The 24,768-nt window shown below is 66.7% G+C and carries 24 protein-coding genes and 2 tRNA genes; 7 read left to right on the forward strand and 19 right to left on the reverse strand.

Annotated features, from left to right (window positions below):
- The first annotated feature begins 12 nt into the window (after positions 1 to 12).
- Together E2E30_RS09000 and E2E30_RS09005 are read left to right on the forward strand one after the other, a co-directional pair.
- Positions 13 to 201, forward strand: a complete 189-nt coding sequence (locus E2E30_RS09000; protein WP_133189130.1) for a hypothetical protein — start codon at positions 13 to 15, stop codon at positions 199 to 201.
- Positions 198 to 593, forward strand: coding sequence for a hypothetical protein (locus E2E30_RS09005; protein WP_133189131.1), 396 nt, complete (start codon positions 198 to 200; stop codon positions 591 to 593). Before E2E30_RS09000 ends, E2E30_RS09005 begins: the two co-directional genes overlap by 4 nt.
- Positions 594 to 599: 6 nt before the next feature.
- Here the strand turns inward: E2E30_RS09005 and E2E30_RS09010 are convergent, their stop codons facing one another.
- The 3 genes from E2E30_RS09010 to E2E30_RS09020 all read right to left on the reverse strand — a co-directional run bounded on the left by E2E30_RS09010 (position 600) and on the right by E2E30_RS09020 (position 3,846).
- On the reverse strand, positions 600 to 2,777 hold the full coding sequence (locus tag E2E30_RS09010) for a KAP family P-loop NTPase fold protein (RefSeq protein ID WP_133189132.1): 2,178 nt from the start codon (positions 2,775 to 2,777) through the stop codon (positions 600 to 602).
- Positions 2,777 to 3,559 carry a hypothetical protein gene (locus E2E30_RS09015; protein WP_133189133.1) on the reverse strand — a complete coding sequence of 261 codons (783 nt, stop codon included), beginning with the start codon at positions 3,557 to 3,559 and terminating at the stop codon, positions 2,777 to 2,779. Before E2E30_RS09015 ends, E2E30_RS09010 begins: the two co-directional genes overlap by 1 nt.
- A 210-nt stretch (positions 3,560 to 3,769) precedes the next feature.
- A tRNA-Arg gene (locus E2E30_RS09020) sits at positions 3,770 to 3,846 on the reverse strand.
- 83 nt (positions 3,847 to 3,929) lie between these two features.
- Here E2E30_RS09020 and E2E30_RS09025 point away from each other — a divergent pair.
- Entirely contained in the window at positions 3,930 to 4,451 is a 522-nt protein-coding gene (locus E2E30_RS09025) for a hypothetical protein (protein WP_165954489.1), read from the forward strand.
- Here the strand turns inward: E2E30_RS09025 and E2E30_RS09030 are convergent.
- The 7 genes from E2E30_RS09030 to E2E30_RS09060 all read right to left on the reverse strand — a co-directional run bounded on the left by E2E30_RS09030 (position 4,448) and on the right by E2E30_RS09060 (position 13,884).
- Entirely contained in the window at positions 4,448 to 6,664 is a 2,217-nt protein-coding gene (locus E2E30_RS09030) for a spermidine synthase (RefSeq protein ID WP_133189135.1), read from the reverse strand. The two genes, E2E30_RS09025 and E2E30_RS09030, sit on opposite strands and share 4 nt — an antisense overlap.
- Positions 6,661 to 7,191, reverse strand: a complete 531-nt coding sequence (locus tag E2E30_RS09035) for a GNAT family N-acetyltransferase (protein ID WP_133189136.1) — start codon at positions 7,189 to 7,191, stop codon at positions 6,661 to 6,663. Before E2E30_RS09035 ends, E2E30_RS09030 begins: the two co-directional genes overlap by 4 nt.
- Complete coding sequence (locus tag E2E30_RS09040; protein WP_133189137.1) at positions 7,188 to 7,733, reverse strand: GNAT family N-acetyltransferase; 546 nt, start codon at positions 7,731 to 7,733, stop codon at positions 7,188 to 7,190. Before E2E30_RS09040 ends, E2E30_RS09035 begins: the two co-directional genes overlap by 4 nt.
- Complete coding sequence (hemB, locus tag E2E30_RS09045; RefSeq protein WP_133189138.1) at positions 7,730 to 8,722, reverse strand: porphobilinogen synthase; 993 nt, start codon at positions 8,720 to 8,722, stop codon at positions 7,730 to 7,732. The genes E2E30_RS09040 and hemB overlap by 4 nt, the downstream gene beginning before the upstream one ends.
- A 49-nt stretch (positions 8,723 to 8,771) precedes the next feature.
- The gene (locus E2E30_RS09050) at positions 8,772 to 10,223 is read right to left on the reverse strand and encodes an MATE family efflux transporter (RefSeq protein ID WP_133192008.1); all 1,452 of its coding nucleotides are present in this window, start codon (positions 10,221 to 10,223) and stop codon (positions 8,772 to 8,774) included.
- A 126-nt stretch (positions 10,224 to 10,349) separates the two neighbouring features.
- Positions 10,350 to 13,136, reverse strand: coding sequence for a valine--tRNA ligase (locus tag E2E30_RS09055; RefSeq protein WP_133189139.1), 2,787 nt, complete (start codon positions 13,134 to 13,136; stop codon positions 10,350 to 10,352).
- A gap of 199 nt (positions 13,137 to 13,335) precedes the next feature.
- Entirely contained in the window at positions 13,336 to 13,884 is a 549-nt protein-coding gene (locus E2E30_RS09060; protein WP_133189140.1) for a hypothetical protein, read from the reverse strand.
- A gap of 120 nt (positions 13,885 to 14,004) precedes the next feature.
- On the opposite strand from E2E30_RS09060, the gene E2E30_RS09065 reads away from it, so the two are divergent.
- Complete coding sequence (locus tag E2E30_RS09065) at positions 14,005 to 14,412, forward strand: MAPEG family protein (protein WP_133189141.1); 408 nt, start codon at positions 14,005 to 14,007, stop codon at positions 14,410 to 14,412.
- Positions 14,413 to 14,433: 21 nt separating this feature from the next.
- On the opposite strand, the gene E2E30_RS09070 is transcribed toward E2E30_RS09065, so the two are convergent.
- From E2E30_RS09070 to E2E30_RS09085, 4 genes are read right to left on the reverse strand one after another with little or no spacing between them, the layout of a single operon-like run.
- Entirely contained in the window at positions 14,434 to 16,515 is a 2,082-nt protein-coding gene (locus E2E30_RS09070) for a S9 family peptidase (RefSeq protein WP_133189142.1), read from the reverse strand.
- A gap of 58 nt (positions 16,516 to 16,573) precedes the next feature.
- A complete protein-coding gene (locus tag E2E30_RS09075; protein ID WP_206365675.1) occupies positions 16,574 to 17,080 on the reverse strand; it encodes a DUF2497 domain-containing protein in 507 nt (168 codons plus the stop codon).
- A gap of 34 nt (positions 17,081 to 17,114) precedes the next feature.
- Entirely contained in the window at positions 17,115 to 18,626 is a 1,512-nt protein-coding gene (locus tag E2E30_RS09080; protein WP_165954490.1) for a TolC family outer membrane protein, read from the reverse strand.
- 20 nt (positions 18,627 to 18,646) lie between these two features.
- On the reverse strand, positions 18,647 to 19,312 hold the full coding sequence (locus E2E30_RS09085; RefSeq protein ID WP_133189143.1) for a protein-L-isoaspartate O-methyltransferase family protein: 666 nt from the start codon (positions 19,310 to 19,312) through the stop codon (positions 18,647 to 18,649).
- A gap of 198 nt (positions 19,313 to 19,510) precedes the next feature.
- On the opposite strand from E2E30_RS09085, the gene E2E30_RS09090 reads away from it, so the two are divergent.
- A tRNA-Cys gene (locus E2E30_RS09090) sits at positions 19,511 to 19,584 on the forward strand.
- Between the two features lie 39 nt (positions 19,585 to 19,623).
- Here the strand turns inward: E2E30_RS09090 and E2E30_RS09095 are convergent.
- Positions 19,624 to 20,061 (reverse strand): (deoxy)nucleoside triphosphate pyrophosphohydrolase, encoded by a 438-nt coding sequence (locus E2E30_RS09095; protein WP_133189144.1) that lies wholly within the window; start codon positions 20,059 to 20,061, stop codon positions 19,624 to 19,626.
- Between the two features lie 55 nt (positions 20,062 to 20,116).
- Between E2E30_RS09095 and E2E30_RS09100 the strand changes: the two genes are divergently transcribed.
- Together E2E30_RS09100 and E2E30_RS09105 are read left to right on the forward strand one after the other, a co-directional pair.
- Positions 20,117 to 20,311: a Flp family type IVb pilin gene (locus tag E2E30_RS09100; protein ID WP_133189145.1), complete on the forward strand. Its 195-nt coding sequence runs from the start codon at positions 20,117 to 20,119 to the stop codon at positions 20,309 to 20,311.
- Between the two features lie 120 nt (positions 20,312 to 20,431).
- Positions 20,432 to 20,605, forward strand: a complete 174-nt coding sequence (locus E2E30_RS09105; protein WP_133189146.1) for a Flp family type IVb pilin — start codon at positions 20,432 to 20,434, stop codon at positions 20,603 to 20,605.
- A 223-nt stretch (positions 20,606 to 20,828) separates the two neighbouring features.
- On the opposite strand, the gene E2E30_RS09110 is transcribed toward E2E30_RS09105, so the two are convergent.
- The 4 genes from E2E30_RS09110 to E2E30_RS20740 are packed head-to-tail and all read right to left on the reverse strand — an operon-like array spanning position 20,829 to position 24,686.
- Positions 20,829 to 21,776, reverse strand: a complete 948-nt coding sequence (locus tag E2E30_RS09110) for an acetyl-CoA carboxylase carboxyltransferase subunit alpha (protein WP_133189147.1) — start codon at positions 21,774 to 21,776, stop codon at positions 20,829 to 20,831.
- Between the two features lie 12 nt (positions 21,777 to 21,788).
- Entirely contained in the window at positions 21,789 to 22,724 is a 936-nt protein-coding gene (locus tag E2E30_RS09115; RefSeq protein WP_133189148.1) for a tyrosine-type recombinase/integrase, read from the reverse strand.
- Positions 22,721 to 24,568, reverse strand: a complete 1,848-nt coding sequence (locus E2E30_RS09120; protein WP_133189149.1) for a hypothetical protein — start codon at positions 24,566 to 24,568, stop codon at positions 22,721 to 22,723. Before E2E30_RS09120 ends, E2E30_RS09115 begins: the two co-directional genes overlap by 4 nt.
- Entirely contained in the window at positions 24,549 to 24,686 is a 138-nt protein-coding gene (locus tag E2E30_RS20740) for a hypothetical protein (protein WP_165954491.1), read from the reverse strand. The genes E2E30_RS09120 and E2E30_RS20740 overlap by 20 nt, the downstream gene beginning before the upstream one ends.
- Positions 24,687 to 24,768 lie beyond the last annotated feature (82 nt).

The following is a 24,768-nucleotide window of genomic DNA, read 5'->3' on the forward strand; positions in this document are numbered from 1 at the left end:
TAGGAGTTCAGCATGTCCGTTCGAGGTATCAAGCAGCGAGTCGAAGGCCTTGAAGATGCGGCTGGCGTTCATGTCCCTAAGGTGCGAACGGTGTTCGTGCCCCCGCATGAAGATCGCGACACCGTCGTTGCCGCTGCGAATCTGAAGCCCGACGAAATGCCGATCGTGGTTCGGTTCGTTGCTGCTGGGGTCGCACGATGAACCTACCCGAGCCCCTGCATTACGCGATCGCGCAGCATCTGCTTGGCGACGTCGCGTCCAATCTCGCCAAGTGGCAGGATCGACTGGACATACGCCGCGCTGATGCTGTTGCTGTCTTCGCTAAGGATTTCGGGGGGATGATCCCGCCCGCTGGCGTATCGTTGGACGATTATGTTGAAGCGCAGATCGACATTGTAGTCGATCGTTGGTGCCAGCAGCGCGACGCGTTCACTCGCGAGATCGTGGCGATGCTCAATCCCGAGACCGTAGCCGCATCCGAGCATCTTGGCGTTGCGGCCGAGCTGGGTCGCCTGATCGGGCTGTATCTCGACAATGCGGTGACAGATCTGGATCGGGAACTCCGGACTTTGGTGGAGCGGGCGCGGAACTAGCACGCCTCAGTCGCCGAAGCGATCTCTGGCTCGCCATGCCTGGAGGAAACGGGAAATCGCATCCGCGTCGTCGCTAGATCCTGTAGGGTCAGCATCCAGTTCCTCAACGCGTGCCCGAAGTCGCGCACTGTCCATCAGCGTCGAGATAGAGTCCACGTTGGCCCGGTCGCTGCGCTTCGCAACGAGGTCGCCAAGGCCGCCGAAGCCCCCCATGCCCTGTCCCCAAGAGTGACTGGTGAAGGCCCGAGCAATGCAGGCAACTGCGTGATCATCTTCTAGCTGCTCGGCCGTCCACGCTTGAACGGCCGCGCCGTCGTCGCCTCCGAAATCTTTCCACGTATAGAGCAATCGCGGCAACGACCCGTGCTCTATCAGCTCGCTCCCCACCGAAGCACGGATGATCGTCGCAAGGGTTGTGGCTACCAGCTTCTCGGTGTCGGCTTTGGTGAGAAGCCATGATTCCGGCCCGTGGGCTTCTGCTCCTTCGCGCGGATGATGATCTCCCCAGGCGGACCACATAAGGTCCGCCATCCAGCCCAGTTGGGCAGATTTGGCGGCGACACTGAGTATGGCAGATCTTTCCGCGAGCTCGGACCGTTCGAACAAAAGCGCGCGCACGAGCCAATGGACCCGGAGGCTGTTGTTGCCGATCGCAAACCCCCGCGCTTCGTCGCCCTCGATATCTAAATCGTCAACGACTGAAAACACACCCGACAGCAGCGGCTCGACCTTGTCGAGTGGCACCTCGGCGGCATGCAAGGTCCAGGCGTCAAGGAGATCCCTTGCTTCAGTATGGCCGTCCCGCCGTACATTAGATGCTGCTGCGACTAGTCGCTGCGCCGACCATGCCGGCTCCCCTGCGTGTGCTATAAATTCGTTGATCTCCCGCCTGGAGATGGTGCCGGCAGGCAACGACAATCTAAAATAGGTTTGAAAGTGCTGGGGCGCGCAGGCGCGTCGCATCCTCGCCCATGCACCATCTCTCTGGTGCCAGACGTTTGCCCAAACGCTCTCCAGCTTGGGGAATAACCGCATTAAACCGTGACGGAATCGGTCAGGATCCTCGACCGATGACAGCAATCGCGCATCCAGTTGTGCACCGTCCATGGCGGCGCGCCCCATTCCTAGCGCCGCGGCGCCTTCCACGAGATCTTGGTTCGCTCGTACCGCCTGATAAATGCCGGGGCGGAACAGCCGATAAGCCTCCAGCGCCATGAAGTCCCCGAAATCGACATCACCCTCGACCGCCGGCCACGTGATCGAGAAGGCGTTAATGAAACGATTGGCGTCTCGCGGCGTGCTGATTTCCGGCGCAACGATCTCGTGAAAAAGATTCATTACGTGCACAATCATCCGATCCTCGGGCGCCCCCGCAATCTCGAACAGGTTGGTGATCAGCAACAGATGAAGGTCTGACGCAACGGGCGGCGGGAGTTCGAACGAAGCCTGGACGATCTTCTCGAGATAATGCGGCCCTTCAGACGGGAAACGCTCGGCGACCATGCGCTCTGCAAGCAGGCGATCGAATGCAAGGATATAGATAACGTTCGGCAAGCGCCCAACGGATTTGACCAGGCGGAACATCGCGAGCGCCTCGTCAGGCGCAAGGCGGTCAATGTCGTCGATCATGACGACGAACCGCTTCCCCTGCGCAGCCAGCGCTGTCGCGAGCTCGGCGTGGAGCTTCTCGACGCTCTCGCCGTCTTTAATCATGTCGCCAAGCCAAGTCATGACACCCGACGCAATCGTTCCCACGCCGCTAGCTCCAGCGGCATCAGCTACGGGTGCCACGACGCTCCCCGCTTTCAGAAGGCGCGCGCCCAGCTTGGGGAGGAGCTTTCGCGCCTTCTCGCCTAAACTGGGCTCGGTCGCTGTGTAAAGCTCGCGGAAGAACGCGAGAACCAGCGCTTCCTCGCCACGAAACCACCAAGGATTGAAATCGACGGTTTGCAGGTCGTCGACGCCCGCCTGATCCTTCAAGTGGTGCTTAAGCAGATTGATCGCGCTGCTCTTGCCAGACCCCCACGGACCATTAAGCGCAATCACCACACCCTTCGGCGACTTCATCTTCCGAACGCTTCTAGCGAGTGACGAAACGAAATCGTCAACGCCGAACAGATCTTGGCTTGGAGTGTCGATCGGCAGATCGGCGTAATCAAGTTCACGCCGAGGTGATTCGGTCATTATCGGGCTTTCTGCAGGGTCGCCGCAAACTGGTGCATCTCGCCGCCGGCATCCACAATGATCGTCAACGCCACCGGCGCGTTGCCGCTCTTCACCACCTTCGGTGGGTTGAAGATCGTAGGGCCGCCGAACGTGGCGCCGGGATCGACGGTCGTCGTCTGGATGAACTGGTCGATGTTCGCTTGGTTTGTGGCTTGCGCCTGGGCGAGCGCTTCCGTGTCGGCCTGCGTCTCTTGGTTTGCCGCTGCTTGCGCCATCTGCGCGCGGGCTGGGTCGTAGGTCGTCACCACGCCGCTGCCATTGCTGGTCGCGCTGAACGGTGTCGTCCCGATCGTGCCGGTAGTGTTGCCCGAATAGTTGCCATAGCTGGTCACGGTCCCCGCCTGCGAGGCCTGCATCGATCTTCCCGCCGCGGCCATCGCAGTGCCGAACCGCTGCCAGCCTTCGCGGCGGCGCTCCTCCCGCATCAGCTCGTCGTTAGTCAGCATCGCGACAATGGTCCCGTCCGCGAGCTTCAGGGTGACGTTAGCCGGGCCGAAGTTGAACGGCTTGTCGCTGCGGTTCGTCACGTAGAGCCGGACGCCGCTGCGCTTATCGGTCGCCCCCTTTGGCGGCATCATGCGAATCGTGGTGCGCTCACCGACGTCGTCGACGACCTGGCGGCCGTTATCCATGCGCTCGACCTGATTCGGCGCCGGCTGGATAGTCAGCACATAGTTGGTCGCCAACGCAGGCGACGCCGACAGCAGCATAAGCGCTGGCAGACCTGATGCAATTTTCATAATGCCCCCCGGCGGTTGCGTTCGGGGAAGCTAATGCCGTTGCGGCCGCGCCACAATTCGAAATCGGCGTTCGCCTTGGACAGCATCCCCGGCTTCGGAAGCTGCCGCTCCGAACGAAATCTAAACCCGTGCTTACTGGGTGATTGCTAGGCGCAAAAAAGCCGGATCATTTCTGACCCGGCTTTAGCCCGCAAACCCGCGGAAATAGGTTGGTGCACCCAGAGCGATTCGAACGCCCGACCCTCAGATTCGTAGTCTGATGCTCTATCCAGCTGAGCTATGGGTGCAGTGGAGTGGCGCTGTTAGCGGCGTCTTTCGGGGGACGCAAGGGCGTTGCGTCACCTTTCTTGCCAGCATAGAGAATTTATCGATGAACCAGCCGCTTTTGCCCGCCCGCCCCGCCGCTTTTGCGCTGGCCATGACCCTCATTCTCGGAGGATGCGCCGCGCAGACGTCGACGCGCTATCCCTCGCTGCTCCCGCGCGCGATCGAATCGCGCAGCGATGCCGAACCCGAAACGCCGATCGCGCTCGCCGAACCCGAGCCTTCGACCGATTCGGCGCTGGCCGAGCTGCGCAAGACGCTCGACCGCACGAGCGCCGACTTCGCGCCCGCTGCGATGCGCGCCGAGCGGCTTGCCGATGCCGCCCGCGGCGACGCGCCTGGTGGCGAACGCTGGATCGCGGCGCAGACCGCGCTCGCCGAACTCGACGGTTATCGCGCGACGACGTCGGCCACGCTCTCCGCGGTGGATACGATGGCGTCGGACCGCATCACCGGCGGCAAACCCGAATATCCCGCGATCGCGACGCTCCAGACTGCGGCACAGGCCGCGCTCGAGGCGCAGAGCACACGCATCACCGCAATCTCGGCAAAGCTGCGTAGCGCCTAGCGGACGCCTTTGAGCAGCGGCAGGATCGTCGAATAATCGTCGGTCCACGGCGTGAAGCCCGCGCGGACCGGGACCGCCCCCCATGCCGCGTTGCCGCGCTGCAACGCCGCGATGATCTTGGAGTCGTGCGACAAGGCCACCCATTGCGACTTGGTCGCGCCTGCCGCGTTGGCCTGCGGCGGACGATAGAAGAGCTGGACGGCGTGCCACCCCCCAACCTCGGCAGCGCCCGCAACGACGGGTTCGAGATCGAGGAAGCGGTTCGAGATGTGCACCAGCAACAGCCCGCGCGGCGTGAGCACGCGCGCATAGCTCGCGAACGCCTCGCGCGTCATCAGGTGCATCGGCACCGAATCGGACGAGAAGGCATCGAGCGCGAGGAAATCGAGCGATCCGCTCGCCGCGTGCGCAAGGTTGAGCCGCGCATCGCCGAGCACCACCGGGGCATCGGGCAGACAGCGCGACAGGAAGCTGAAGCGCGTCCGCGCGATTCGGACGATCGCCGGATCGATCTCGTAGAACCGCCAGTCCTGTCCGGGCTTGGCATAGCAAGCCACCGTCCCTGCCCCCAACCCGACGATGCCGACGCGTGCCGCCGGCCCGTACAGCGCCGGGACCGCCTGCAGCGCCTGCCCGATTCCGGCACCAGGGACGTAATAGGTCGTCGCGGTCCGCTCGCGTGCGGGCGTGCCGAGCAGTTGCAGGCCGTGCACCGTCGTGCCATGCGCGAGTTCGCGTTCGCGCGGGTTTCCGCGGACGGTGTAGATGCCGAAATAGCTGCGCGTGCGGGCATCGGGCTCGAGCGAGATCATCACCGCGTGATAGCCACCGAATGCGATCAGCGATCCGAACATGGCAATCGCGAAAGCACGACGCGATCCGATCGTCAGCAAGCCGAGCGCCACCATCACCATCAGCGTGATGTGCTGTGTCGGTCCGGGGCGACCGATCGGGCCGGGATAGGTGAGCACGAGCGCGACGAGCGCGACGACCGCGATCGCCACGACATAGAGCAGGATTCGCTGCCGCTGCGCATTGCCGTCCCACAACTGCGCGACCACACCGAGCAAGGCGCGTTGCGGCGTCAGCACCGCCGCGGCGAGGATGAGGATCGGATATTCGTAGGTCCAGTCGAACAGCAGCGGCGCGAGCAGCGCCGAGAACACCCCGCCGAGCGCCCCGCCGACCGACATCGCGAGGTAGAACCCGGTCAGCCGGTCGGGCTCGGGCCGCAGCCGGTACAGCGCGGTATGGAGCGCGACCGAGACGAGGAACAGCACCGCCAGCGCCATGATCGCGCCGAGCATCGGCATCCCGGCCATCCCACCGACGAGCAAGCCGCCGAACAGCAGCATCGCGATCGGCGCGATTCGCGTCTGGATATCGGCAGTGGTGCGGTCGCTCGCAAACGCGATCGTGAAGCTCAGCAGATACAGCCCGAGCGGGAGCACCCACAGCAGCGGCATCGCGACGATATCGGTGGTGATGAGCGTCGAGGTCGCGAGCATCAGCCCCGACGGCACGAACGCCAGGAGGATCCAGTGCGCCACGCGTCGCCGACCCGGCGCGGGAGACGTGGCGCGCGGTGCAGCATCTGCCACCGGCCCGCCGCGCGGCAGCGTCGCCGCGCACAGCGCCACCAGCAGACCGACCAGGATATAGCCGCTGCTCCACACCACGCGCTGCCCGTACAGAGCGAGCCCGGGCTCGACGAACAGCGGATAGGCCAGCAGCCCGGCAAAGCTGCCGAAGTTCGACGCGGCGTATAGCGCATACGGATTGTCGCCGTGCCGCGTCAGGCTGAACCAGCGCTGGAGCAGCGGTGCCTGCGCCGAGATCGCGAAGAACAATGGCCCGATCGACAGACCGAGCAGCCACGGCACCCAGATCGCGGGCTGCGCGGTCGGGCTCGGCTGGAGCGTGGTCAGCCCGATCGGCAGCCACAACCCCGCGACGAGCAGGACGCCGAGATGCGTCATCGCCTGCGCGCGTGGGTTCATCCGACCGAGCCAGTGCGCATAGCCGTACCCGGCGAGCAGCAGCGCCTGATAGACGAGCATCGCCGAGTTCCACACCGCCGGCGCGCCGCCAAGCCGCGGCAGCGCCATCCGCGCGACCATCGGCTGGACGAGGAAGAGCAGGAACGAGCTCGCCAGGATCGTCAGCACGAACAGCGGCCGGGCAAGGCGCACGGGAGCTCGGAGGGTCGTCATGCGGTCGGCCGATCGATTCGATAGAGGATGTGGCGCCGGAGCGGATCGCCCACGGCAAGATCAGGACGGTCGAAGTCGCCACCCACGACGCGTGTCATGCCGAGCCGCTCCATCAGCCCCCAGCTGCGCGTATTGGCGGGGACGGTGATCGCGGTGACACGTGGAATGGCGAGGTTCGCCCAGCCCCAGACGAGGCTCGCCTCGGCCGCCTCGCGCGCATAGCCCTGCCCCCACGCATCGCGCGCGAGCCGCCACGCAATCTCGGTTTCGCCCTCGAGGAAGCTGTCGCCCGGCTTGATCCCGCAGAATCCGAGGAACGCACCGTCGGCACGACGTTCGACCGCCCAGAAGCAGAAGCCGTGCGCATCCTGGCACGCGACCATCCGGTCATGCCCCTCGCGCGCGGCGTCGATGCTCAGCGGCGGGCCGAGATAGCGCATCACCTCGGGGTCCTGCCCCATCGCGTGCAACGGCGCGATATCGCGCTCGCGCCAGCAGCGCAGGATCAAGCGCTGCGTCTCGATCATGCGCGTGGACGGTCGATCACGTAGACCACGCTGTCGCGCAGCCGGTGCCCTTCGGCAAAGGCGGGATGCTCGAAATCGAGCGCTGGCTCGGCGTGCATGCCGATCCGCTCCATCAGCCGCTGGCTCGCGACATTCACGCGGGCGGTAATCGCGCCGACTTGGGCGTCGCGGCAGTTCGGCCACGCCCAGGCGAGTACCCCCGCCGCTGCCTCGCGTGCATAGCCCTGCCCCCAGTGCTCGGGCCCGAACATCCAGCCAATCTCGAGCGCGCCCGCCAGCGGCGTCTCGGGGTTACCGCGTTTCAGCCCGCAAAAGCCGAGCGGCACACCGTCCAGCCTGCGCTCGACCATCCAGAAGCCGAGGCCTTCGCCGCGATACCCATGGTGCCGCGCGATCGCGGCATCCGCCGCCGCTGCGTCCATCGCCGGCGCGAGATCGGCCATCACCTGCGGATCGCCGAACCAGCCATGCAGCGTCGCGCGGTCGCCCGGTCCGGGGACGCGCAACCGCAACCGCTCGGTCTCGACGACCGCGTCGCTCACGCGCCCAGCAAGCGCGCCGCGTGCGCCGCGTGATAGGTCAGCACGCCCGAGCAACCCGCGCGCTTGAACGCCATCAGCGTCTCGAGCACCATCGGGTCGCGCTCGGCCGCGCCGGCCGCGACCGCGGCCTCGATCATCGCATATTCGCCGCTCACCTGGTACGCGAACACCGGCACTTCGAACGCCGATTTCACCCGCGCGACGATGTCGAGATAGGGCAGCCCAGGCTTGACCATCACACTGTCGGCGCCCTCGGCGAGATCGAGCGCGACTTCGCGCAGCGCTTCCTCGGCATTGGCCGAGTCCATCTGATAGGTCTTCTTGTCGCCCTTCAGCAGCCCGCGCGAGCCCACCGCGTCGCGGAACGGGCCGTAGAACGCGCTCGCATACTTGGCCGCATAGGACATGATCTGGACGTTGTGGTGCGCATCAGCCTCGAGCGCCTCACGGATCGCGCCGATGCGGCCGTCCATCATGTCCGAAGGGGCAATGATGTCGGACCCCGCCGCCGCCTGGTTGAGCGCCTGCGCGACCAGCGCTTCCGAGGTCGCGTCGTTGAGCACATAGCCTGCCGCGTCGAGCAAGCCATCGTGCCCATGGCTGGTATAGGGATCGAGCGCGACATCGGTCAGCACGCCCACTTCGGGGACCGCGTCCTTGAGCGCCTTCACCGCGCGGCACATCAGATTGTCGGGATTGATCGCTTCCTCGCCCGTCGCGCTGCGCAGATGCCCCGGCGTATTCGGGAACAGCGCGACGCACGGAATGCCGAGATCGCGCGCTTCACGCCCGCGCGCGACAATCCCGTCGACCGACCAGCGCGACACGCCGGGCAGCGATGCGATCGGCTCCTCGACGCCGGTGCCTTCGGCGATGAACAGCGGCCAGATCAGATCGGCGGGGGTCAGCACCGTCTCGGCATAGAGCCGCCGGCTCCAGGCCGAGGCGCGAGTACGACGAAGACGAAGCGCTGGATATTGGGCGGTCATGTTGCGCGTTCTGGAACCTCGCGCGGGCGGGCGCAAGCGGTCTTGCGCGTCAGCTCGACGGGTGCAGCCGCCCCGCGGGTTCGGCCGAGCTCGGCACCTGTTCCTGCGCGCGCTCCGCCGGCACGACGAGCCGCTGGTTGCGCCAGCCGCCATAGCGATAATAGCACAGCGCCATCACGAAATTGGCGCACGAGCCGAGCGGGAAGCTCCACCACAGCGCATCCGCCCCCATGGTCGGCTGGAACAACAGCGCAAAGCCGATCCGCACCGGATACATCGCGACGAACAGCATGATCAGCGGCGCCCACACCGCGCCGTTGGCGCGCACCGTCGAGAACAGTACCATCGTCATGCCGAAGATGATGAAGTTCCAGCTCGCCAGCACCTGGATATGCCGCGCGATCGCAATCGCCGGGCTCTCGCCACCGAGGAACAGCCCCATCACCGGCCGGTCGAACGCGATGATCGCGAGCACCATGGTCGAGGTCAGCACCGCGCTGAAGATCAGCCCGGCGCGGGTGATCCGGTCGACCCGGTCCCAGAAGCCAGCGCCGATATTCTGCGCCGCCATGCTGCTCACCGCTGCGCCGACCGCCAGCGCGGGCATCTGGATATAGCCCCAGAGCTGGAGCGACACGGCATAGGCCGCAGTCGTCTCGATCCCGTAGCGATTGACGAGCCCGGTCATCGTCAGCGCGGCAACCGACATGACGAGCATCTGCGCGCCCATCGGCAGGCCCTTCGACAGGATCGTTCGAGTCAGCGCGAGGCTCGGGATGAGGTAGGACAGCTCGTGCCCCCGCAGCCGGATCGGCAAGTCGCGCGCATAGACGTAGGCAAGCAGCCCGAACGCCGCGACGTGCGACGCGATCAGCGTCGCGGTCGCCGAGCCGGCAATCCCCATCGCCGGCATTCCGAACCAGCCGCGGATGAACACCGGGTTCAACCCGCTATCGAGCAGCACGCTGAGCAGCGTGAACCACAGCGGCGTGATCGAATCGCCGATCCCGCGCAGCGCCATGCTGAGCAAAACGAGCAGCATCGACGCCGGCAGCCCGAGAAAGATCACGCGCAGATAGGCGAGCGCGAGCGTCATCGCGCTCGGCGGCGTTGCGAGCACGCGCAGGATGTCGGGGGTGAAGATCCAGCCGAGCGCCGCGACCACCACCGCGCCTGCCATCACCAGCCCGATCGACGCGCCGAACGCGCGGCGCGCCGCCTCGACATCGCGCCGCCCCATGCTCTGGCCGATCAGGATGGTCGAGGCCATGCCGAAGCCGAACACGAGCGCGAACATGAGGAACATGATCGTATTGGCATTGGCAGTCGCCGCAACCGCGCCCTCGCCGAGGAAGCGCCCGACCCAGATCGTGTTGATCGAGCCGTTGAGCGACTGAAGGATGTTCGAGCCGAGCGTCGGGAGCGCGAAGGCGAGCAGCGTCATCGCGATCGGCCCGGTCGTCAGGTCGCGCTGACCGCGGCGCGTCGGGGAGTTTGCCATCATCGTCTCTACTCCCCTTCGTCACCCCGGCTCCGTGCCGGGGTCCACCGTCCCGCGAGCGCAATGCTGCCCGCACGTGCGCGAAGGTGGACCCCGGCACAAGGCCGGGGTGACTACTCGTCGATTTCAGCCCAGCCGCTCGAGCGCCGCCGTCAACCGTTCGGCCTCGGCGGACTTCTCGGCGTGATCGGCGCGCGCCTTCTCAACCGCCTCGGGCTTCGCGCGTTCCACGAAGCTCGCATTGCCGAGCCGTCCGGCGAGCGCGTCGCGCTCCTTGGCGGCGGCGGCAATGCCCTTGGTCAGCCGCTCGCGCTCGACGGCGAGGTCGATGATCCCCTCGAGCGGCAGCACGAAGGTCGCGCCATCGACCACCACCTGCAGCGCGCCACCACCGGGCGCATCCTGCACCACGCTCGCCCGCGCGAGGCGGGCGATCACCGTCGCCTGCCGCTCGAGCCGCGCGAGCGTTTCCGAATCGGCATCACGGACATGCATCTGCATCCGCGTGCCCGGCGCAATGTTGACCTCAGTCCGCGCGGCGCGGATTTCGGACACCAATCGGATCAGCCAGTCGATCTCCTTGCTCGCCGCCGGATCGAGCGAGCGCGCATCCGCCATCGGCCATTTCGCGACGATCAGATCGTATTCGCGCGGGCCCATCGCGTGCCACAGTTCCTCGGTGATGAACGGCATGAACGGGTGGAGCAGCACGAGGATCTGGTCGATCACCCAGCCCGCGACCAGCTTGCTCTCGGGATCGATGCTGCCCTTTTCGTCACCATCGAACACCGGCTTGATCAGCTCGAGATACCAGTCGCAGAAGCGGCTCCACACGAACTGATAGACCGCGTTCGCCGCGCCATCGAAGCGCAGATCGGCCAGCGCGAGGTCGACCGCCTGGACGCAACCGATCGTCTCGGCGATGATCCACTTGTTGACCGCGAGCCCGGCCGCGGGCGCTTCCATGTGCGTACTCGCGACGATGCCGTTCGACTGCGCGAAGCGGCATGCGTTCCACAGCTTGGTGGCGAAGTTGCGATAGCCCTCGACGCGCTTCTCATCCATCTTGATGTCGCGGCCCTGGCTCTCCATCGCCGCCATGAAGAAGCGCAAAGCGTCGGCGCCGTACTGGTCGATCAGCCCGAGCGGGTTGACGACATTGCCCTTCGACTTGGACATCTTCGCGCCGTCGGCGGCGCGAACTAGGCCGTGGAGGTAGAGCTTCTTGAACGGCACATCGCCCATGAAGTGGATGCCCTGCATCATCATGCGGGCGTCCCAGAAGAACAGGATGTCGAAGCCCGAGATGAGCACGTCGTTCGGGTAGCGGCCGTGCAGCGTCGGCGAGGTTTCCTCGGGCCACCCCATCGTCGCGAACGGCCACAGCGCGGAAGAGAACCACGTGTCGAGCACGTCGCTATCCTGGCGCAGCGCAACGCCCGCGCCGGCCTGCGCCTGCGCTTCGGCCTCGGTCAGCGCGACGTAGATCGACCCGTCCTCGGCGAACCACGCCGGGATCCGATGCCCCCACCAAAGCTGCCGCGACACACACCACGGCTGGATGTTCTCCATCCAGTTGAAGAAGGTCTTCTCCCACGTCTTGGGCACGATTTGGATCGCGCCCGAGCGCACCGCCTCGATCGCCGGCTTGGCGAGCGTCGCCGCATCGACATACCATTGGTCGGTGAGCATCGGCTCGATCACGACACCGCTGCGATCACCGAAGGGCTGCATAATAGTTTTGTTCTCGACCATCAGCATCAGGCCATCGGCGTCGATATCCGCCACCACCTGCTTGCGCGCCGCATAGCGGTCGAGCCCGCGATAGGTGTCGGGGACCAAATTCAATGCGTCGATCTCGGCTGCGCTGGCGGTCGCACCGCTGGCCACTTCGCGCGCACGCGCTGCGGCCTCCTCGTAGGGCGCGCCGTCGGTGCGCATCGCCGCCATCTCGTCCATCAGCCGGTACATTGGGATGCCATTGCGTTGGGCAACGCCATAGTCATTGGCATCGTGCGCGCCTGTGATCTTGACCGCACCCGAACCGAAATCAGGGTCCGGATACTCGTCGGCGATGATCGGGATCAGGCGGCGATGCTCCTTGGGACCGACCGGGATTTCGCACAGTTTGCCGACGATGGCACGATAGCGCTCGTCCTTCGGATTCACTGCGACCGCGCCGTCGCCCAGCATCGTCTCGGGTCGCGTGGTGGCGATCGCGATATAGTCGCGCTCTTCCTCGACCACCACCTGCCCATCGGCATCGCGCTCGACATAGGTATAGGTCTCCCCGCCCGCGAGCGGGTATTTGAAGTGCCACATATGACCGGCGACTTCGCGCGTTTCGACCTCTAGGTCACTGATCGCGGTGCGAAACGCCGGATCCCAGTTCACCAGCCGTTTGTCGCGATACAACAGACCTTCCTTATGCAGGTCGACGAACACTTTCAGGACGGCCTTGGAGAAGCCCTCGTCCATCGTGAAGCGCTCGTTCGCCCAGTCCATCGAGCAGCCGAGCCGGCGGAGCTGCTGCGTGATCTCGCCGCCGCTCTCTTCCTTCCATTCCCACACCTTCGCGACAAACTCTTCGCGAGTGAAGTCGGTGCGCTTTTGTTGGGCGGAGGCCATCTGGCGCTCGACCACCATCTGCGTCGCGATGCCGGCATGGTCGGTGCCGACCACCCACAGCGCATCCTTGCCCTGCAGCCGCGCATGCCGCGCGAGAATGTCCTGCAGCGTATTGTCGAGCGCATGGCCGATGTGAAGCGAACCCGTGACGTTGGGCGGCGGGTTGACGATCGTCCACGGCTCGGCGCCGGGGCGGTCGGGGCGGAACAGCCCGTTCGTCTCCCAATGCGCGTACCAGCGCTGCTCGAGTTCAGCGGGGTCGAAGGTTTTGGAGAGCTCGGTCATAGCCTGCAGGCTTTAGCCGCGATGCCGCAAAAGAAAAGGGCGGCCCGTACGGACCGCCCTACAAGATTCCCGCGTCGTCCCCCACCCCGTTCGAGCTGAGCTTGTCGAAGCGCTGCCCTCCCGACGTCCGGCGTTCCGGGTGGAGAGGTGCCCGTCGACACGCTCAGGGCGAACGGAGGGGGAAGGTAGCGCAGCCCGGTCAGACTGCGTCGTGAGGCACTGTCTTCGGGGCTTCGATCGCCTTGGCCGGCTTGGGTGCCGCTTGCAGCTGCCCAGCCTTGCTGCAATCGCCACTGCTCTGCGAGACGACCTTGGGCTCGGCAGTGCCGTAGGCGGTCATTTGATAGCTCTGCGTGCAGCCGCCATTGCTCGAGCTGTACGCGGTGAACGAATAGCTCGCCCCTGTCGGCATCGCCCTGAGCGCCGCTTGGTCGATCTTGCCGCCCGTGGGTGCCGCCGCCTGCAGCGCGGCCGCTTGCTGCAGCATCGCCGCAGCCTGGCGATCCATGTCGGCGAAGATCTGGTCGAACCCGACGAACGGCGATTCGATCAGCGCGACCGGGATCGCGCGCTCGACCGGCACCAGCGCGATCTTCGGCGGCGTATCCCCGGCATAGCGGACCTGCGCCACGCTGCCGTCGGGAAGATTGACGTTCATCACGTGCGTCGCGCGCTCGGCGGCAATCGCGCTCCCGGCCAGCGCGCACGTGCCCAGCCCGGCGAGAAGGATCTTCGAAAACGGAGTCATCGGATGGTTTCCTCGGTTGGTTGAAGACGGCGGAAAGTCTATTCCACCAACCTGAACGCCAGATGAAACAATCCGCCGCCACGCGGCATTGTGACGGCATCATAGAACCGAGGAGCCGTCATGCGCATCGAACTCACCGTGCTTGCCTGGGGGTGTATCCTGGCGCTGGTCCACATCTTCGCCGCGGTCGTCCTCAAGACGCAGCTCTACGGCACCGCCTGGAACGCCGGAGCACGCGACGCGGCGATGCCACCGCCGCCGCCGCTCATCGCCCGGCTCGATCGCGCCCAGCGCAATTTCTTCGAGACCTTCCCACTCGTCGTCGCGGCGATCGCGCTGCTCGGCATCACCGGGATCGAAACTCGCTGGACCGCGATCGGCGCCGTCGTATGGCTCGGCGCGCGGATCGCCTATCTGCCGATCTACGCCGCCGGCACGCCCTATGTCCGCACGCTCATCTTCCTTGTGAGCGTGGTCGGACTGCTGATGATGCTATGGCCGATCCTCGTCGCGCCGCTTTTCGGGTAAAGCTCCGGGCCGGCGCGGCGGTCAGCCGCCCTTCCCGCCGGATGTGCCGGCCGGACGCGGCGCGATCGCGCCGCCAGTGTATTTCCCCATCCAGCCCAGCACTTCGCGATACCATTGGCGGCTCTCATTGGGCTTCTGCACCCAGTGGCTCCCGCCCGGATACACCACCAGCCGCGACGGAATGTCGCGCCGCTGGAGCGCGGTGAACGCCGCGATGCCCTGTGTGTACGGAATACGATAATCGCCCTCCGAGGTGATGACGAGCTGCGGCGTCTTCCACGCGGTCACATGGTTGACCGGGTTCCATTTCTCGAACGCGGCGGGGTCCTCAAAATAGGCCTTGCCGCCATGTTCCCACTCGTCGAACCACAGCTCCTCGGTCTCGTACGCCATGGCGCGCGCGTCGAACACGCCGTCATGCTGGACGATGCACTTGAAGCGATCGGGCCAATTGCCCTCGATCCAGTTCATCATATAGCCGCCGTAAGACGCCCCCAGCGCGCAGGCATTGTCGCCGTCGAGCCAGCTGAACTTGGCCGTCGCTGCGGCAAGGCCCTTCTGCAGATCCTCGAGCGGCCAGCCGCCCCAATTGCCCCGGATCGCATCGGTGAAGGCCTGGCCGTAACCGGTCGACCCGTGGAAATCGACCGCGACGAGGCCATAGCCAGCGCCCGCGAACACCGCTGGGTTCCAGCGATACGACCAGCTGTTGTTGCTCGACCCCTGCGGCCCGCCATGCACCATGTACGCGACGGGCACCTTGCCGGTGCTGCCAGCGGGCTTGACCGCATAGCCCCATACCGTGTCGTTATTCGCGCCGGTGAAGTTGAACTTGGTCACGCTCGGCATGTCGATGCCGGCAAGCTTGGCCGCGTTGACCGCGGTCAGCCGCGCGGTCGTCTTGCCCGTCAGCCTGTAGAAATCGTCGGGCGCGGTCAGCGAATTCATCGCGAACACCACGCCGCTCGCGGTCGGCAGCACGGCCGTGACGTTGCCCGCCTGCGTGAGCCGCGTGACCTTGCCGCTCACCGGCGAGACCGACCAGATCGGATTCTCCTGCGTATCCTCGGCGGTGACGAGAATCGTCTTGCTGTCGGGCGCCCAGGCGATCGATCCGATCGAGCGATCCCAATCCTGCGTCAGCGCGCGCACCTGCCCGCTCGCAAGATCGCGCAGCATCAGCACCTGGCGGTCGGCTTCATACCCCGCCCGCTTCATCGCGACCCAGGCAAGCGATTTCCCATCGGGCGACACGGTCGGGAAGGTGTCGGTCCCCGTGTTCGCCGCGGTCAGGTTGGTCGGCGCGGCCGACCCATCCGCAGGCGCCGCGAAGATGTCGAGATTGGTCGAGAGCGGCTCGATCCGCCCCGCCTCGCGCAGCGCGAAGAACACTGTCTTGCCGTCGGCGCTCCACGACACTTCCTCGCCGCCGCCGAACGGCTTGGAGGGCGCATCGCCGACGAGCGCGCCTTCGATCGGAACGCCGTTCCCCGTAGCGCCGCTCGGCGTCAGCGGCAGCACGAACAGTTGCGAGCGCGTGCCATCGGACCAGCTCGCCCAGTGCCGCACGAACATCTGGTCGTACACGCGGCCGTTGCCGGCGTTGGCATCCTTCTTGACCATTGCCGGCTCGAGGCTCGGCGCGCCGGGACGGCGATCCGCCCAGACGAGCAGCTTGTCGTCCTGCGGCGAGACCTTGAAGCCGCCCATCCCGCCCTTGAATTGCGTCAGCCGCGTCGCCGTGCCGCCCGCGATGCCGATCGACCAGACCGCGTCGTCGCCGCCTTTGTCGGATTGGAAATAGACCGTCCGCCCGTCGTGCGAGAATTGCGGTGCGGTCTCATTGACCTCGGCCTCGGCGGCAAGCCGCTCAGGCGCAGCGCCCTTACGCGCGAGATCGAGCCGCCACAGGTCGAAGCGCCCGCCATCGATCGACAAGTCAGTCTCGCGCTGCTGCCATACGAGCCAGCGCCCGTCGGGCGAAACCGCAGGCGCCGAGACGCGCGACAGCGCGACGACGTCGTCGATGGTGAGTTGGCGGGCAGCTGCAGGAACAGCGACGAAAGCGGCGCTCAAGGCGGTCGCGGCAAGAAGCATCTTCATGGCGGCACGTTACAGCAGAACGCAGCTGCCGCCGCAATCGGGTCTAAGCGGGCAGGTCTTACTTCCCCGTGATCCGATCGATCTCGCGCGCGACCATTGCCTCGACCATCGTCGGGAGATTGGCGTCGAGCCAGTCACGCAGCATCGGCCGCAGCATCTCGCGCACCACGCCCTCGAGCGTGTCCGATCCGGTCACCTCGGGCTTGACCACCAGCCGCGACAAAGCGTCGAGCGGGCTGCGCGAGGCTTCAGCGGTGCGCGCCGACAGCAGCGATTCGGGGCTCGGTTCGGGCGCGACCGACGCTGGCGCAGGCTTGGCGGCCACCGCTACCGGCTCCGCTGCAGGCGCAGGACGGGGGGCAGGCTCGCGTGCATATTCCGGCTCATGGACGGGCTCGCTCAGCTCGAGGATGTCGTGATCGAAGGGTTCCGCTTCGGAGCGCGGCGGCAGCGAACGCGGTGGGCGCTTGCTGCGGCCCGGCGTCGCGTCGTTTTCCTCGGCGATGATGCGCTTGATCGACGAAAGGATGTCTTCCATCGATGGCTCCGCGCTCAGATCACCCATTACCGCATTCCTAGTTTGTGCGTAGATCCGATGGTTAACGGTTCTTCGTCGCATTACCTGCAGTGATCGGCGCGCTTCTGTCAACTGGCGCTTCGAGAATTGGGTCGAGCGGTTGCGTCATCTTCGCGGTCTGCGGGCGCGTCGCGTTGGTCCGCGTGCCGGTGACCGCCGGGTCGGGGTCCGACGACCAGTCCCAGATCCGGTGCCGCACGCTGGTATAGTGTGCGACCGGATCGTAGAGCGGACCGCCGTCGAGCCCGAGATTGCGTGCTTCCGCCTCCCCCATCGCCGCGAGCAAGGCGAAGCCCGCGACATAGGCGTCGCGCTGCGCCGTAACGAGCGTGACCTGCGAGTTGAGCAATTCCTGCTCGGCGTTCAGGATGTCGAGAATCGTGCGGTTGCCGACGCTGTTCTCGGCGCGGACGCCCTCGAGCGAGAGCTTGTTGGCGTTGACCGCGACTTCGCTCGACGCGATCGTCTCGAGCGAGGATTTCCACACCGCATAGGCCGACCGCGCCTGCGCGATGACGCCGCGCTCGGTCTCGGTCACTTGCTCGATCGCGCGCACGCGCGCGTCCTGCGCCTGGCGAATCTGCGCGGCCGGGCGGCCGCCCTGATATAAGGGCATCGTCAGCCCGAGCCCGACCGTAGCCGCCTTCCCGCTCTGTCGGACCGCAACCCCCGTGCCCGAACCGAGCGAGCCGAGATAATTATAATAGTTGCCGCCAACATTGACCGCGACCGTCGGCAAGCGGTTGGCGCGTGCAACGCCAATGTCATAGCCCGCCGCATCGCGCGCCTTGGCCGCCGCGAGCAAGGTCGGATTGTTCTTCAACGCGACATCGACCGCGACATCGGGTTCGGCCGGCAGATTGGGCAGGTCGGGCGGCGTGTCGAGCCGGCCGGGCTCGGTGCCGACGAAGCGGATATAGCTCTCGCGGCTGGTGATCAGCTGCGCTTGCGACGATTGCAGCTGGCTGCGCGCGACCGCGAGACGCGCCTCGGATTGCGCGACGTCGGTGCGGGTCAGGTCGCCGACCTGGAACCGATCGCGGCTGGCCTGAAGGTTGACCTCGAGCACGCGGACGTTCTGCGTGTTGAGCCCGACGATCGCCTCGTCGCGGATCACGTCCATATACGCGCCGACCACGGTGGTGAACAAGCTCGCCTCGGTCCCGCGCAAGCTCAGTTGCCCGCTCTCGACTCGCGTCTGTGCGGCGCGAATGCCGTTGCGGACCGCGCCACCGCTGTAGATCGGTACCGCGAGCGTCACGCTCGCCCCGGCCTGGCGATCGGGCGAGACGAAGCTGTTCGCCGCCTTCACGACATTCTCGGTGTAGGTGCTTTGCAGCTGGACGCCGGGCAGCCCCTGCGAGCGGATGATCGGCACGTTTTCGTCCACCCCGCGCTGGCTCGCGCGTTGCGCGGCGAGCGTCGGGTTGGTGTTGTACGCCTTGACCAAGGCCTCGCGCAGCGTTTCCGCCGACAGCGGTGCTGCGACCAGAGCGAGCAGCGCTGTACCGGTGACGAAAAAGAGTGCGCGCATGGCTCGGCGTGTCTTTCTGATCAGAACGTGAAGGAGCGCGGCCGCGAGAAGCCCGGCAGCGGGACGCAATCGATGTCGGCAAAGTCGAGCAGCGCAAAGCCGCCTGCGGTCTTGCGGCCCGAGGTCAGCCGCGTCACGCCGCGATCGGCGATCCCCGTGACGACCCGCCCGCCGATCGCGACTTGCGCAACCAAAACGTCGGACACCGCCTCGACCGCGCCGTCGATGACGAGCACGTCGTACGGCGCACCGGCAGCGTGGCCCGCCTCGAGCGGACCCTCGACCACGGTCACGTTGGTGGCATCGGCCAGGGCCGTGCGCGCCGCTGCCGCCAGGGCCGGCTCGCATTCGAGCGCGACGACCGAATCCACGAGATGCGACAGCACCGCCGCGGTATAGCCGCCCGCCGCGCCGACGAGCAGCACGCGGTCGGTCGCGCGCAGTTCGGCCTGGGTCAGCAGGCGCCCGGTCGCGATCGGCACGTTCTGCGCGCGGCCATGGCCGAGCGGCACCGCGGTATCGCGATACGCGATCGCCTGCGCATCGGCGGGCACGAAGGCTTCGCGCGGGACGCTGTCCATCGCTGCCACCACGCGCGCATCGCTCACCGCATTGGTGCGAAGCTGGCTGGCCACCATTGCGTGGCGCATCGCCACCATCTCGGAATCCTGCGTCGTCACCGTCATCGAACCACACCCTTGTCGGACACCAGCTTTGCACAACTGTTGTAGCTGTGCAATACACTCGTTTGCTGCGCTCGCTTCTATCGTGATGGAAAGGCTACGCCAAGCGACGCGTAGCGGCATTTTTGCACGCCCGCGGTTGACAGCGCGCGTGCGCCCCTGCATCAGCGCGCCTCCCCGAAACGCCCCACAGCGTCTCGTGGCCCGATGGCGGAGTGGTGACGTAGAGGACTGCAAATCCTCGCACCCGGGTTCGATTCCCGGTCGGGCCTCCATATTCTTTCCTGCCCCGCGGCGCGGCAGGCGCGACGATCCTAGCGATCGTCCCCGATATCCTCGAGCGCAGCGATGAACGGCAGGTCGGCCGGCGGCATCGCCAGGTCGCGCAGTGCGGCAGGGGCGTGCCACGCGAGCGCGGTCGCATCGAGCGCTTGCGGCACCCCGCCCCACGCGCGGCAGACATAGAGCAGCAGCAGCAAATGGCGTCCGGGCAGCGCCGCGCTGGCAAAGGTCAGCGGCGCCAGCGCGTCCTGCGCAACGACGATCCCCAATTCCTCCTCGAGCTCGCGCACCAGCGCCGCCTCGGGTGTCTCGCCCGGCTCGACCTTCCCGCCGGGAAACTCCCACAGCCCCGCCATCGCCTTGCCGGGCGGGCGCAGCTGCACCAGCACGCGCCCGTCGCGATCGATCAACGCTGCCGCAACCACCGGCATCAGCGGGGCCGTCTCGCCCGCGCCCAAAGGTTTAGACATTCGTTAATCATCCTTAGGTATCAAAACGCCGGAACCTGGCTCGGAGAGTATCGCCATGATCATCCGACTGCTGAAATCTCTGCTTGGCGACCGCCGGGGTGGCACCGCTATCGAATATGGGCTGATCGCCGCGCTCGTCGTGATCGCGCTGATCGCGTCGTTCACGCAGCTCGCCAATACCACCATCGGCATGTGGGGCAACGTCAACACCAAGGTCAGCAGCGCGGGCGCCGCGACCCCAGCGAACTGACCCGCAAACGCCACCGGTCGCCTTAAACTTTTATCAACTCTGGCCTTCTACACAAGCTGTGTTGGCCCGGCACTCCGGTCCGACCGGGTACTGAAGCACTTATCCACGGAGACCGAAATCATGAAGACGATCCGCAATTTCATCAAGAACTCCAAGGGCGCCACCGCAATCGAATACGGCCTGATCGCCGCGCTGATCGCCGTCGCTGCCATCGCCGCGATGCAGGGTCTGGGCAACTCGCTCAAGACCACGTTCACCAACGTGTCGGGTACGCTGGGTTCGGCTGCCAAGTAAGCTTTAGCGCTTACGTGACGACAGACGGGCGGCAAGACCATGGTCTTGCCGCCCGTTTTCGTGTGCGCGCCCTGCAAACGCCGCGCCCGCGACCGAATCCGCACGCATCGCGGCGCGGATCGCCGTCGCCGCGATGCAAGGCTTTCAGTCATCAGCGCGTGACGACTTTCACCAAGATTTCGGAATTGCGAAGTCCGCTTGATCCGGCAAGCGGCGGAGCGGCTTAGAGCCGCCCCATCGCCAGGAACTTCTCGCGCCGGCTGCGGCGCAGTTCGGCCGGAGTCTTGCCGTCGAGCTTGATCAACGCCGCCTCGATCGCATCGCCGAGCGCCGCGATCGCCGTGGCCGGATCGCGCTGCGCACCGCCAAGCGGCTCGGGAACGATCGTGTCGATGACGCCCAGACCCTTGAGGTCCTGCGCCGTGATCTTCATCGCCTCGGCCGCTTCCGGCGCCTTGTCGGCGGTGCGCCACAGGATCGACGCGCAGCCCTCGGGCGTGATCACCGCATAGATCGCATGTTCGAACATCATCACGATATTGCCGGCCGCCAGCGCAATCGCGCCGCCCGAACCGCCCTCGCCGACCACCGCCGCGACCATCGGCACGCCGAGCGCAAGGCACGCTTCGGTCGAGCGCGCGATCGCCTCGGCTTGCCCGCGCTCCTCGGCCTGGATGCCGGGAAACGCGCCGTTGGTGTCGACCAGCGTCACGACGGGCAGGCCGAAGCGGTCGGCGAGCTGCATCAGGCGAATCGCCTTGCGATAGCCCTCGGGCTTGCCCATCCCGAAATTGTGCTTGAGCCGGCTTGCGGTATCGTCGCCGCGCTCGTGACCGATCACGAGGATACGGCGCCCGCGAAACGTCGCAAAGCCGCCGAGGATCGCCTGATCGTCACCGAACGCGCGGTCGCCCGCGAGCAGCATGAAATCCTCGAACAGGCCAGCGACGTAGTTCTTGAAATGCGGCCGCTCGCCGTGGCGCGCGACTTGCGCCTTCTGCCACGGGGTTAGCCTGGAATAGGTGTCGCGCAGCAGCTTGTCGGACTTTGCCTGGAGCCTGCCGACTTCCGCGCCGATATCGACCGTCCCTTCGGACGCGGTCTCGCGCAGCTCGTCGATCCGGCTCTGAAGCTCGGCGATCGGTTTTTCGAAATCGAGGAAACTTGCCATAGCCAGCGGCGGTTAAGGCCCGCCGCGCTTTGCGTCAACGCGCGCTGTCGCCTCGGCCAGCGGATGGCGCGTATTGACGAGCTCCACGAGCCGGCTCGCATCGACATGCGTGTAGATTTCGGTCGTCGCGATGTCGGCATGGCCGAGCATCGACTGCAGCGCGCGCAGATCGGCCCCGCCCGCCAGCAGATGCGTCGCAAAGGCATGCCGCAGCACGTGCGGACTGACGCGATCGGGCGGAATCCCCGCCTCGCCCGCCAGGCCCTTGAGCAACTGGTACAGCCGGATCCGGCTGAGATGGCTCTTGCCCGAGGGGAACAGCCACGGGCTCTCCTCGGGAACGTGCAACCGCCACACCGCCACCGCCGCCCGCGCGCGATCGGACAGCGGGACGAGCCGCTCCTTGCCGCCCTTGCCGCGCAGGATGAGATACGGGCGGTCGGGCGCCACCGCGCGGCGCGGCAGCGACATCAGTTCGGTCGCGCGCAGCCCCGATCCGTACAGCAGCTCGACCAACGCGGCGAGCCGCAGGTCGTTGGGATCGGGCGGGTCGCGGACGATTCGCGCGGCGATCGCGGCGAACAGCCGGTCGATATCGGCATGGTCTAGCACCTTGGGCAGCCCGCGCGATGCGCCCGGCCGTGGGAGCGCGGCACCCGGATCGTCGCTGCGAAACCCCTCATCGACCAGGAACGCGAAAAAGCGCCGCAACGCCGCCGATTTGCGCGCCACGCTCGCCTTCGACAGTGCGAGCCATTCGCCACCGAGCCGCGCGAGCTCGTCGGCACCCGCAGCGCTCAACCGCCCCTCGAGAAACCCCGAAGCCAGCTCGAGATCGCTGCGATAGGCGAGCACGGTATTCCTCGCCGCGCCCGATTCGGCGGCCATCATCTCGAGAAAGCGATCGATCAGCGCGCGGTCACCGCCCGCGGCCGACGGCTCGGTCACAGCCGGCTCATCGCCTCGACCGCGACCATCTTGGCCTCGCCGGGCAAGCCGACCGCACGCAGCGCGGTCACGATATGATAGAGCGCCTCGGGCGACACGCCGCGCCACGCACGCGTCTGCATCCCCACCGCCGACAGCAACGCCACCGTGCCGGGCTCGCGGTCGACGACCGCTGTCTTGAGCGCGCGTGTCCAGCTGTCCTCGCGCCCGACGCGCACGCTGAGCGTCCGCGCGCCGCGCTCGATCTCGCTCGCCGACATCCGGCCGAGGCCGGCCAGGCCAGCGAAGAACATCCGCCGCTTGAGCCCGTCCGAATCGTTGGCGCCGGCATAGGCGCTGACCTCGTCATAGCTCGCCACCGGCTCGGCCGGGTCGACCAGCGTCAGCATCGCCCAGGCGTTGCTGCCGCGCTCGGCCTTCTCGCGCCAGCGCATCGCGCGCGGATCGAGCCCCGCACTGAGGATCGCCGCGACGATGCGGTCGATATCCGGCTTCTCGAGCGATTGCGGCAACCGCGCCGCCGCGCCCGCGGTGAGCACGAGCCGCGCATAGCGGCCTTCATCGGTCTTGGGTTCGTCCCACAGCCGCTTGAGCGCATCGGCGCGCCCCGCCATGCTGCTCGCGTCGTACGACGCGCGCAAGTCGCGGGCGATGCCGGCTTCGGCGACCGACTGGTCGTCCCCGGCGTCGATCGCGCTGTACAGATCGATCAGCGCCGCGCTCGACAGGATCCCGCGTGCCGCCGCAAGCTCGGCCGCCGCCGCGCGGACGTTCGGCGCGAGCGTCGGCGCAAGCGCACGCCAGCCGTCGACCGCAGGCGTTCCCGTCGCGAGCAGCGTTGCCGGGATCTCGACCCCAGCGGCCGTGGCGAGGCCGTAGCGCCATGCGGTCAGTTGCGAGACATCGTCCCACTCGATCGTCACCGCCTGGCGGCCGCTTTGCCCGGTGCCGGCAACCTTCTGCGCAAGCAACAGGTCGACGCCCCCGGCCAGCCGCGTCCGCCGCGCCTGGGTGAGCAACGGCTGTACCTTCGCGGGCATTCCCGACAGGCCCGCACACATCGCCCGCGCAAGGATCCACCCCCGCTCGGCGCCAAGCGTCGCACCCGCCTCGACCGCCGGGCACAACGCCGCGGGGTCGCCCGCAGCCAGCGCCGCCTGCATCGCTGCGACAAACATCTTGGGCGTATAATCTTCGGTATCGACCGCTTGCACCATCGCCCGCGCGGCGACCGATTCGCCCATCCGCACCAGCAGCCACGCGCGCTCGGCGGCGAAATCCGCGCCGTTGACGCCGCGCGGCGTATCGACGCGCGCGAGCAAGGCGCGCCGCAACACGATCGACACCCAACGCGACGCGACCGGCGGATTCAGCCGCCGCATCAGCGTTTCGAGATAGCGGCCATTGGCGCGGCCGAACGCGTCGGTCGCCATCGCGCCCTGCGCCGGCCCGACGACACCGACCTGCGCCAGCGAGCGGCGGGCGTACGCCGGCATGTCGGCGCGAACGAACGCCGCGAAATCGGTCGCCGCAGGGGGCGCGACGGTCGGCACCGGCGTCGCGAGCGGCGTCGGCGCGGCATCTGGGCCTCCGGGACCGAGCGGTGTGAGACCGAGCGGGGCGGGAACGAGCGGAGCCGCCGCAGGGGCCGCCGGCCGCACCGCAGTCGGCGCGGCGTCGGGCCGATTCGGCTGGGCAGCGCGCGGACGCGGTGCGCTCGGCGGCGGCGTGGGATCACCGAAGCCGGGCGGAAGAATCGATTCGGGCTTGTCCTGGCCTAGCGCCGGAATCGCCAGCGCCGCGGCCAGCGCGGCGATCGCGACCTTACTTCTGGAGATTCGCAAGCGGGACGGCCTTCTCGACATGCTTCAGCGGCTTTTCGTGCGACAGACGCGACAGGCCGAACAGCAAAGCGACCACCACCACGAGGACGACGATGAGAGCGACGATCGAACGGGGCATGGGCTCACAACCTGCAACAAACTGAAAATGGGCAACGACCAAGCTTTTGCCCGAGACGCAGGTGCGCTGTATAGCGCTCGCT

The sequence above is a fragment of the Sphingomonas sp. AAP5 genome (assembly GCF_004354345.1).
GTDB classification, from domain to species: Bacteria; Pseudomonadota; Alphaproteobacteria; order Sphingomonadales; family Sphingomonadaceae; genus Sphingomonas; species Sphingomonas glacialis.

Bases quoted from the DNA above. Each gene is read 5' to 3' on its own strand.
- E2E30_RS09000 (WP_133189130.1), top strand. From the start codon at position 13: ATGTCCGTTCGAGGTATCAAGCAGCGAGTCGAAGGCCTTGAAGATGCG.
- E2E30_RS09005 (WP_133189131.1), top strand. From the start codon at position 198: ATGAACCTACCCGAGCCCCTGCATTACGCGATCGCGCAGCATCTGCTT.
- E2E30_RS09010 (WP_133189132.1), bottom strand. From the start codon at position 2,777: ATGACCGAATCACCTCGGCGTGAACTTGATTACGCCGATCTGCCGATC.
- E2E30_RS09015 (WP_133189133.1), bottom strand. From the start codon at position 3,559: ATGAAAATTGCATCAGGTCTGCCAGCGCTTATGCTGCTGTCGGCGTCG.
- E2E30_RS09025 (WP_165954489.1), top strand. From the start codon at position 3,930: ATGAACCAGCCGCTTTTGCCCGCCCGCCCCGCCGCTTTTGCGCTGGCC.
- E2E30_RS09030 (WP_133189135.1), bottom strand. From the start codon at position 6,664: ATGACGACCCTCCGAGCTCCCGTGCGCCTTGCCCGGCCGCTGTTCGTG.
- E2E30_RS09035 (WP_133189136.1), bottom strand. From the start codon at position 7,191: ATGATCGAGACGCAGCGCTTGATCCTGCGCTGCTGGCGCGAGCGCGAT.
- hemB (WP_133189138.1), bottom strand. From the start codon at position 8,722: ATGACCGCCCAATATCCAGCGCTTCGTCTTCGTCGTACTCGCGCCTCG.
- E2E30_RS09050 (WP_133192008.1), bottom strand. From the start codon at position 10,223: ATGGCAAACTCCCCGACGCGCCGCGGTCAGCGCGACCTGACGACCGGG.
- E2E30_RS09055 (WP_133189139.1), bottom strand. From the start codon at position 13,136: ATGACCGAGCTCTCCAAAACCTTCGACCCCGCTGAACTCGAGCAGCGC.
- E2E30_RS09060 (WP_133189140.1), bottom strand. From the start codon at position 13,884: ATGACTCCGTTTTCGAAGATCCTTCTCGCCGGGCTGGGCACGTGCGCG.
- E2E30_RS09065 (WP_133189141.1), top strand. From the start codon at position 14,005: ATGCGCATCGAACTCACCGTGCTTGCCTGGGGGTGTATCCTGGCGCTG.
- E2E30_RS09070 (WP_133189142.1), bottom strand. From the start codon at position 16,515: ATGAAGATGCTTCTTGCCGCGACCGCCTTGAGCGCCGCTTTCGTCGCT.
- E2E30_RS09075 (WP_206365675.1), bottom strand. From the start codon at position 17,080: ATGGGTGATCTGAGCGCGGAGCCATCGATGGAAGACATCCTTTCGTCG.
- E2E30_RS09080 (WP_165954490.1), bottom strand. From the start codon at position 18,626: ATGCGCGCACTCTTTTTCGTCACCGGTACAGCGCTGCTCGCTCTGGTC.
- E2E30_RS09085 (WP_133189143.1), bottom strand. From the start codon at position 19,312: ATGACGGTGACGACGCAGGATTCCGAGATGGTGGCGATGCGCCACGCA.
- E2E30_RS09095 (WP_133189144.1), bottom strand. From the start codon at position 20,061: ATGTCTAAACCTTTGGGCGCGGGCGAGACGGCCCCGCTGATGCCGGTG.
- E2E30_RS09100 (WP_133189145.1), top strand. From the start codon at position 20,117: ATGATCATCCGACTGCTGAAATCTCTGCTTGGCGACCGCCGGGGTGGC.
- E2E30_RS09105 (WP_133189146.1), top strand. From the start codon at position 20,432: ATGAAGACGATCCGCAATTTCATCAAGAACTCCAAGGGCGCCACCGCA.
- E2E30_RS09110 (WP_133189147.1), bottom strand. From the start codon at position 21,776: ATGGCAAGTTTCCTCGATTTCGAAAAACCGATCGCCGAGCTTCAGAGC.
- E2E30_RS20740 (WP_165954491.1), bottom strand. From the start codon at position 24,686: ATGCCCCGTTCGATCGTCGCTCTCATCGTCGTCCTCGTGGTGGTGGTC.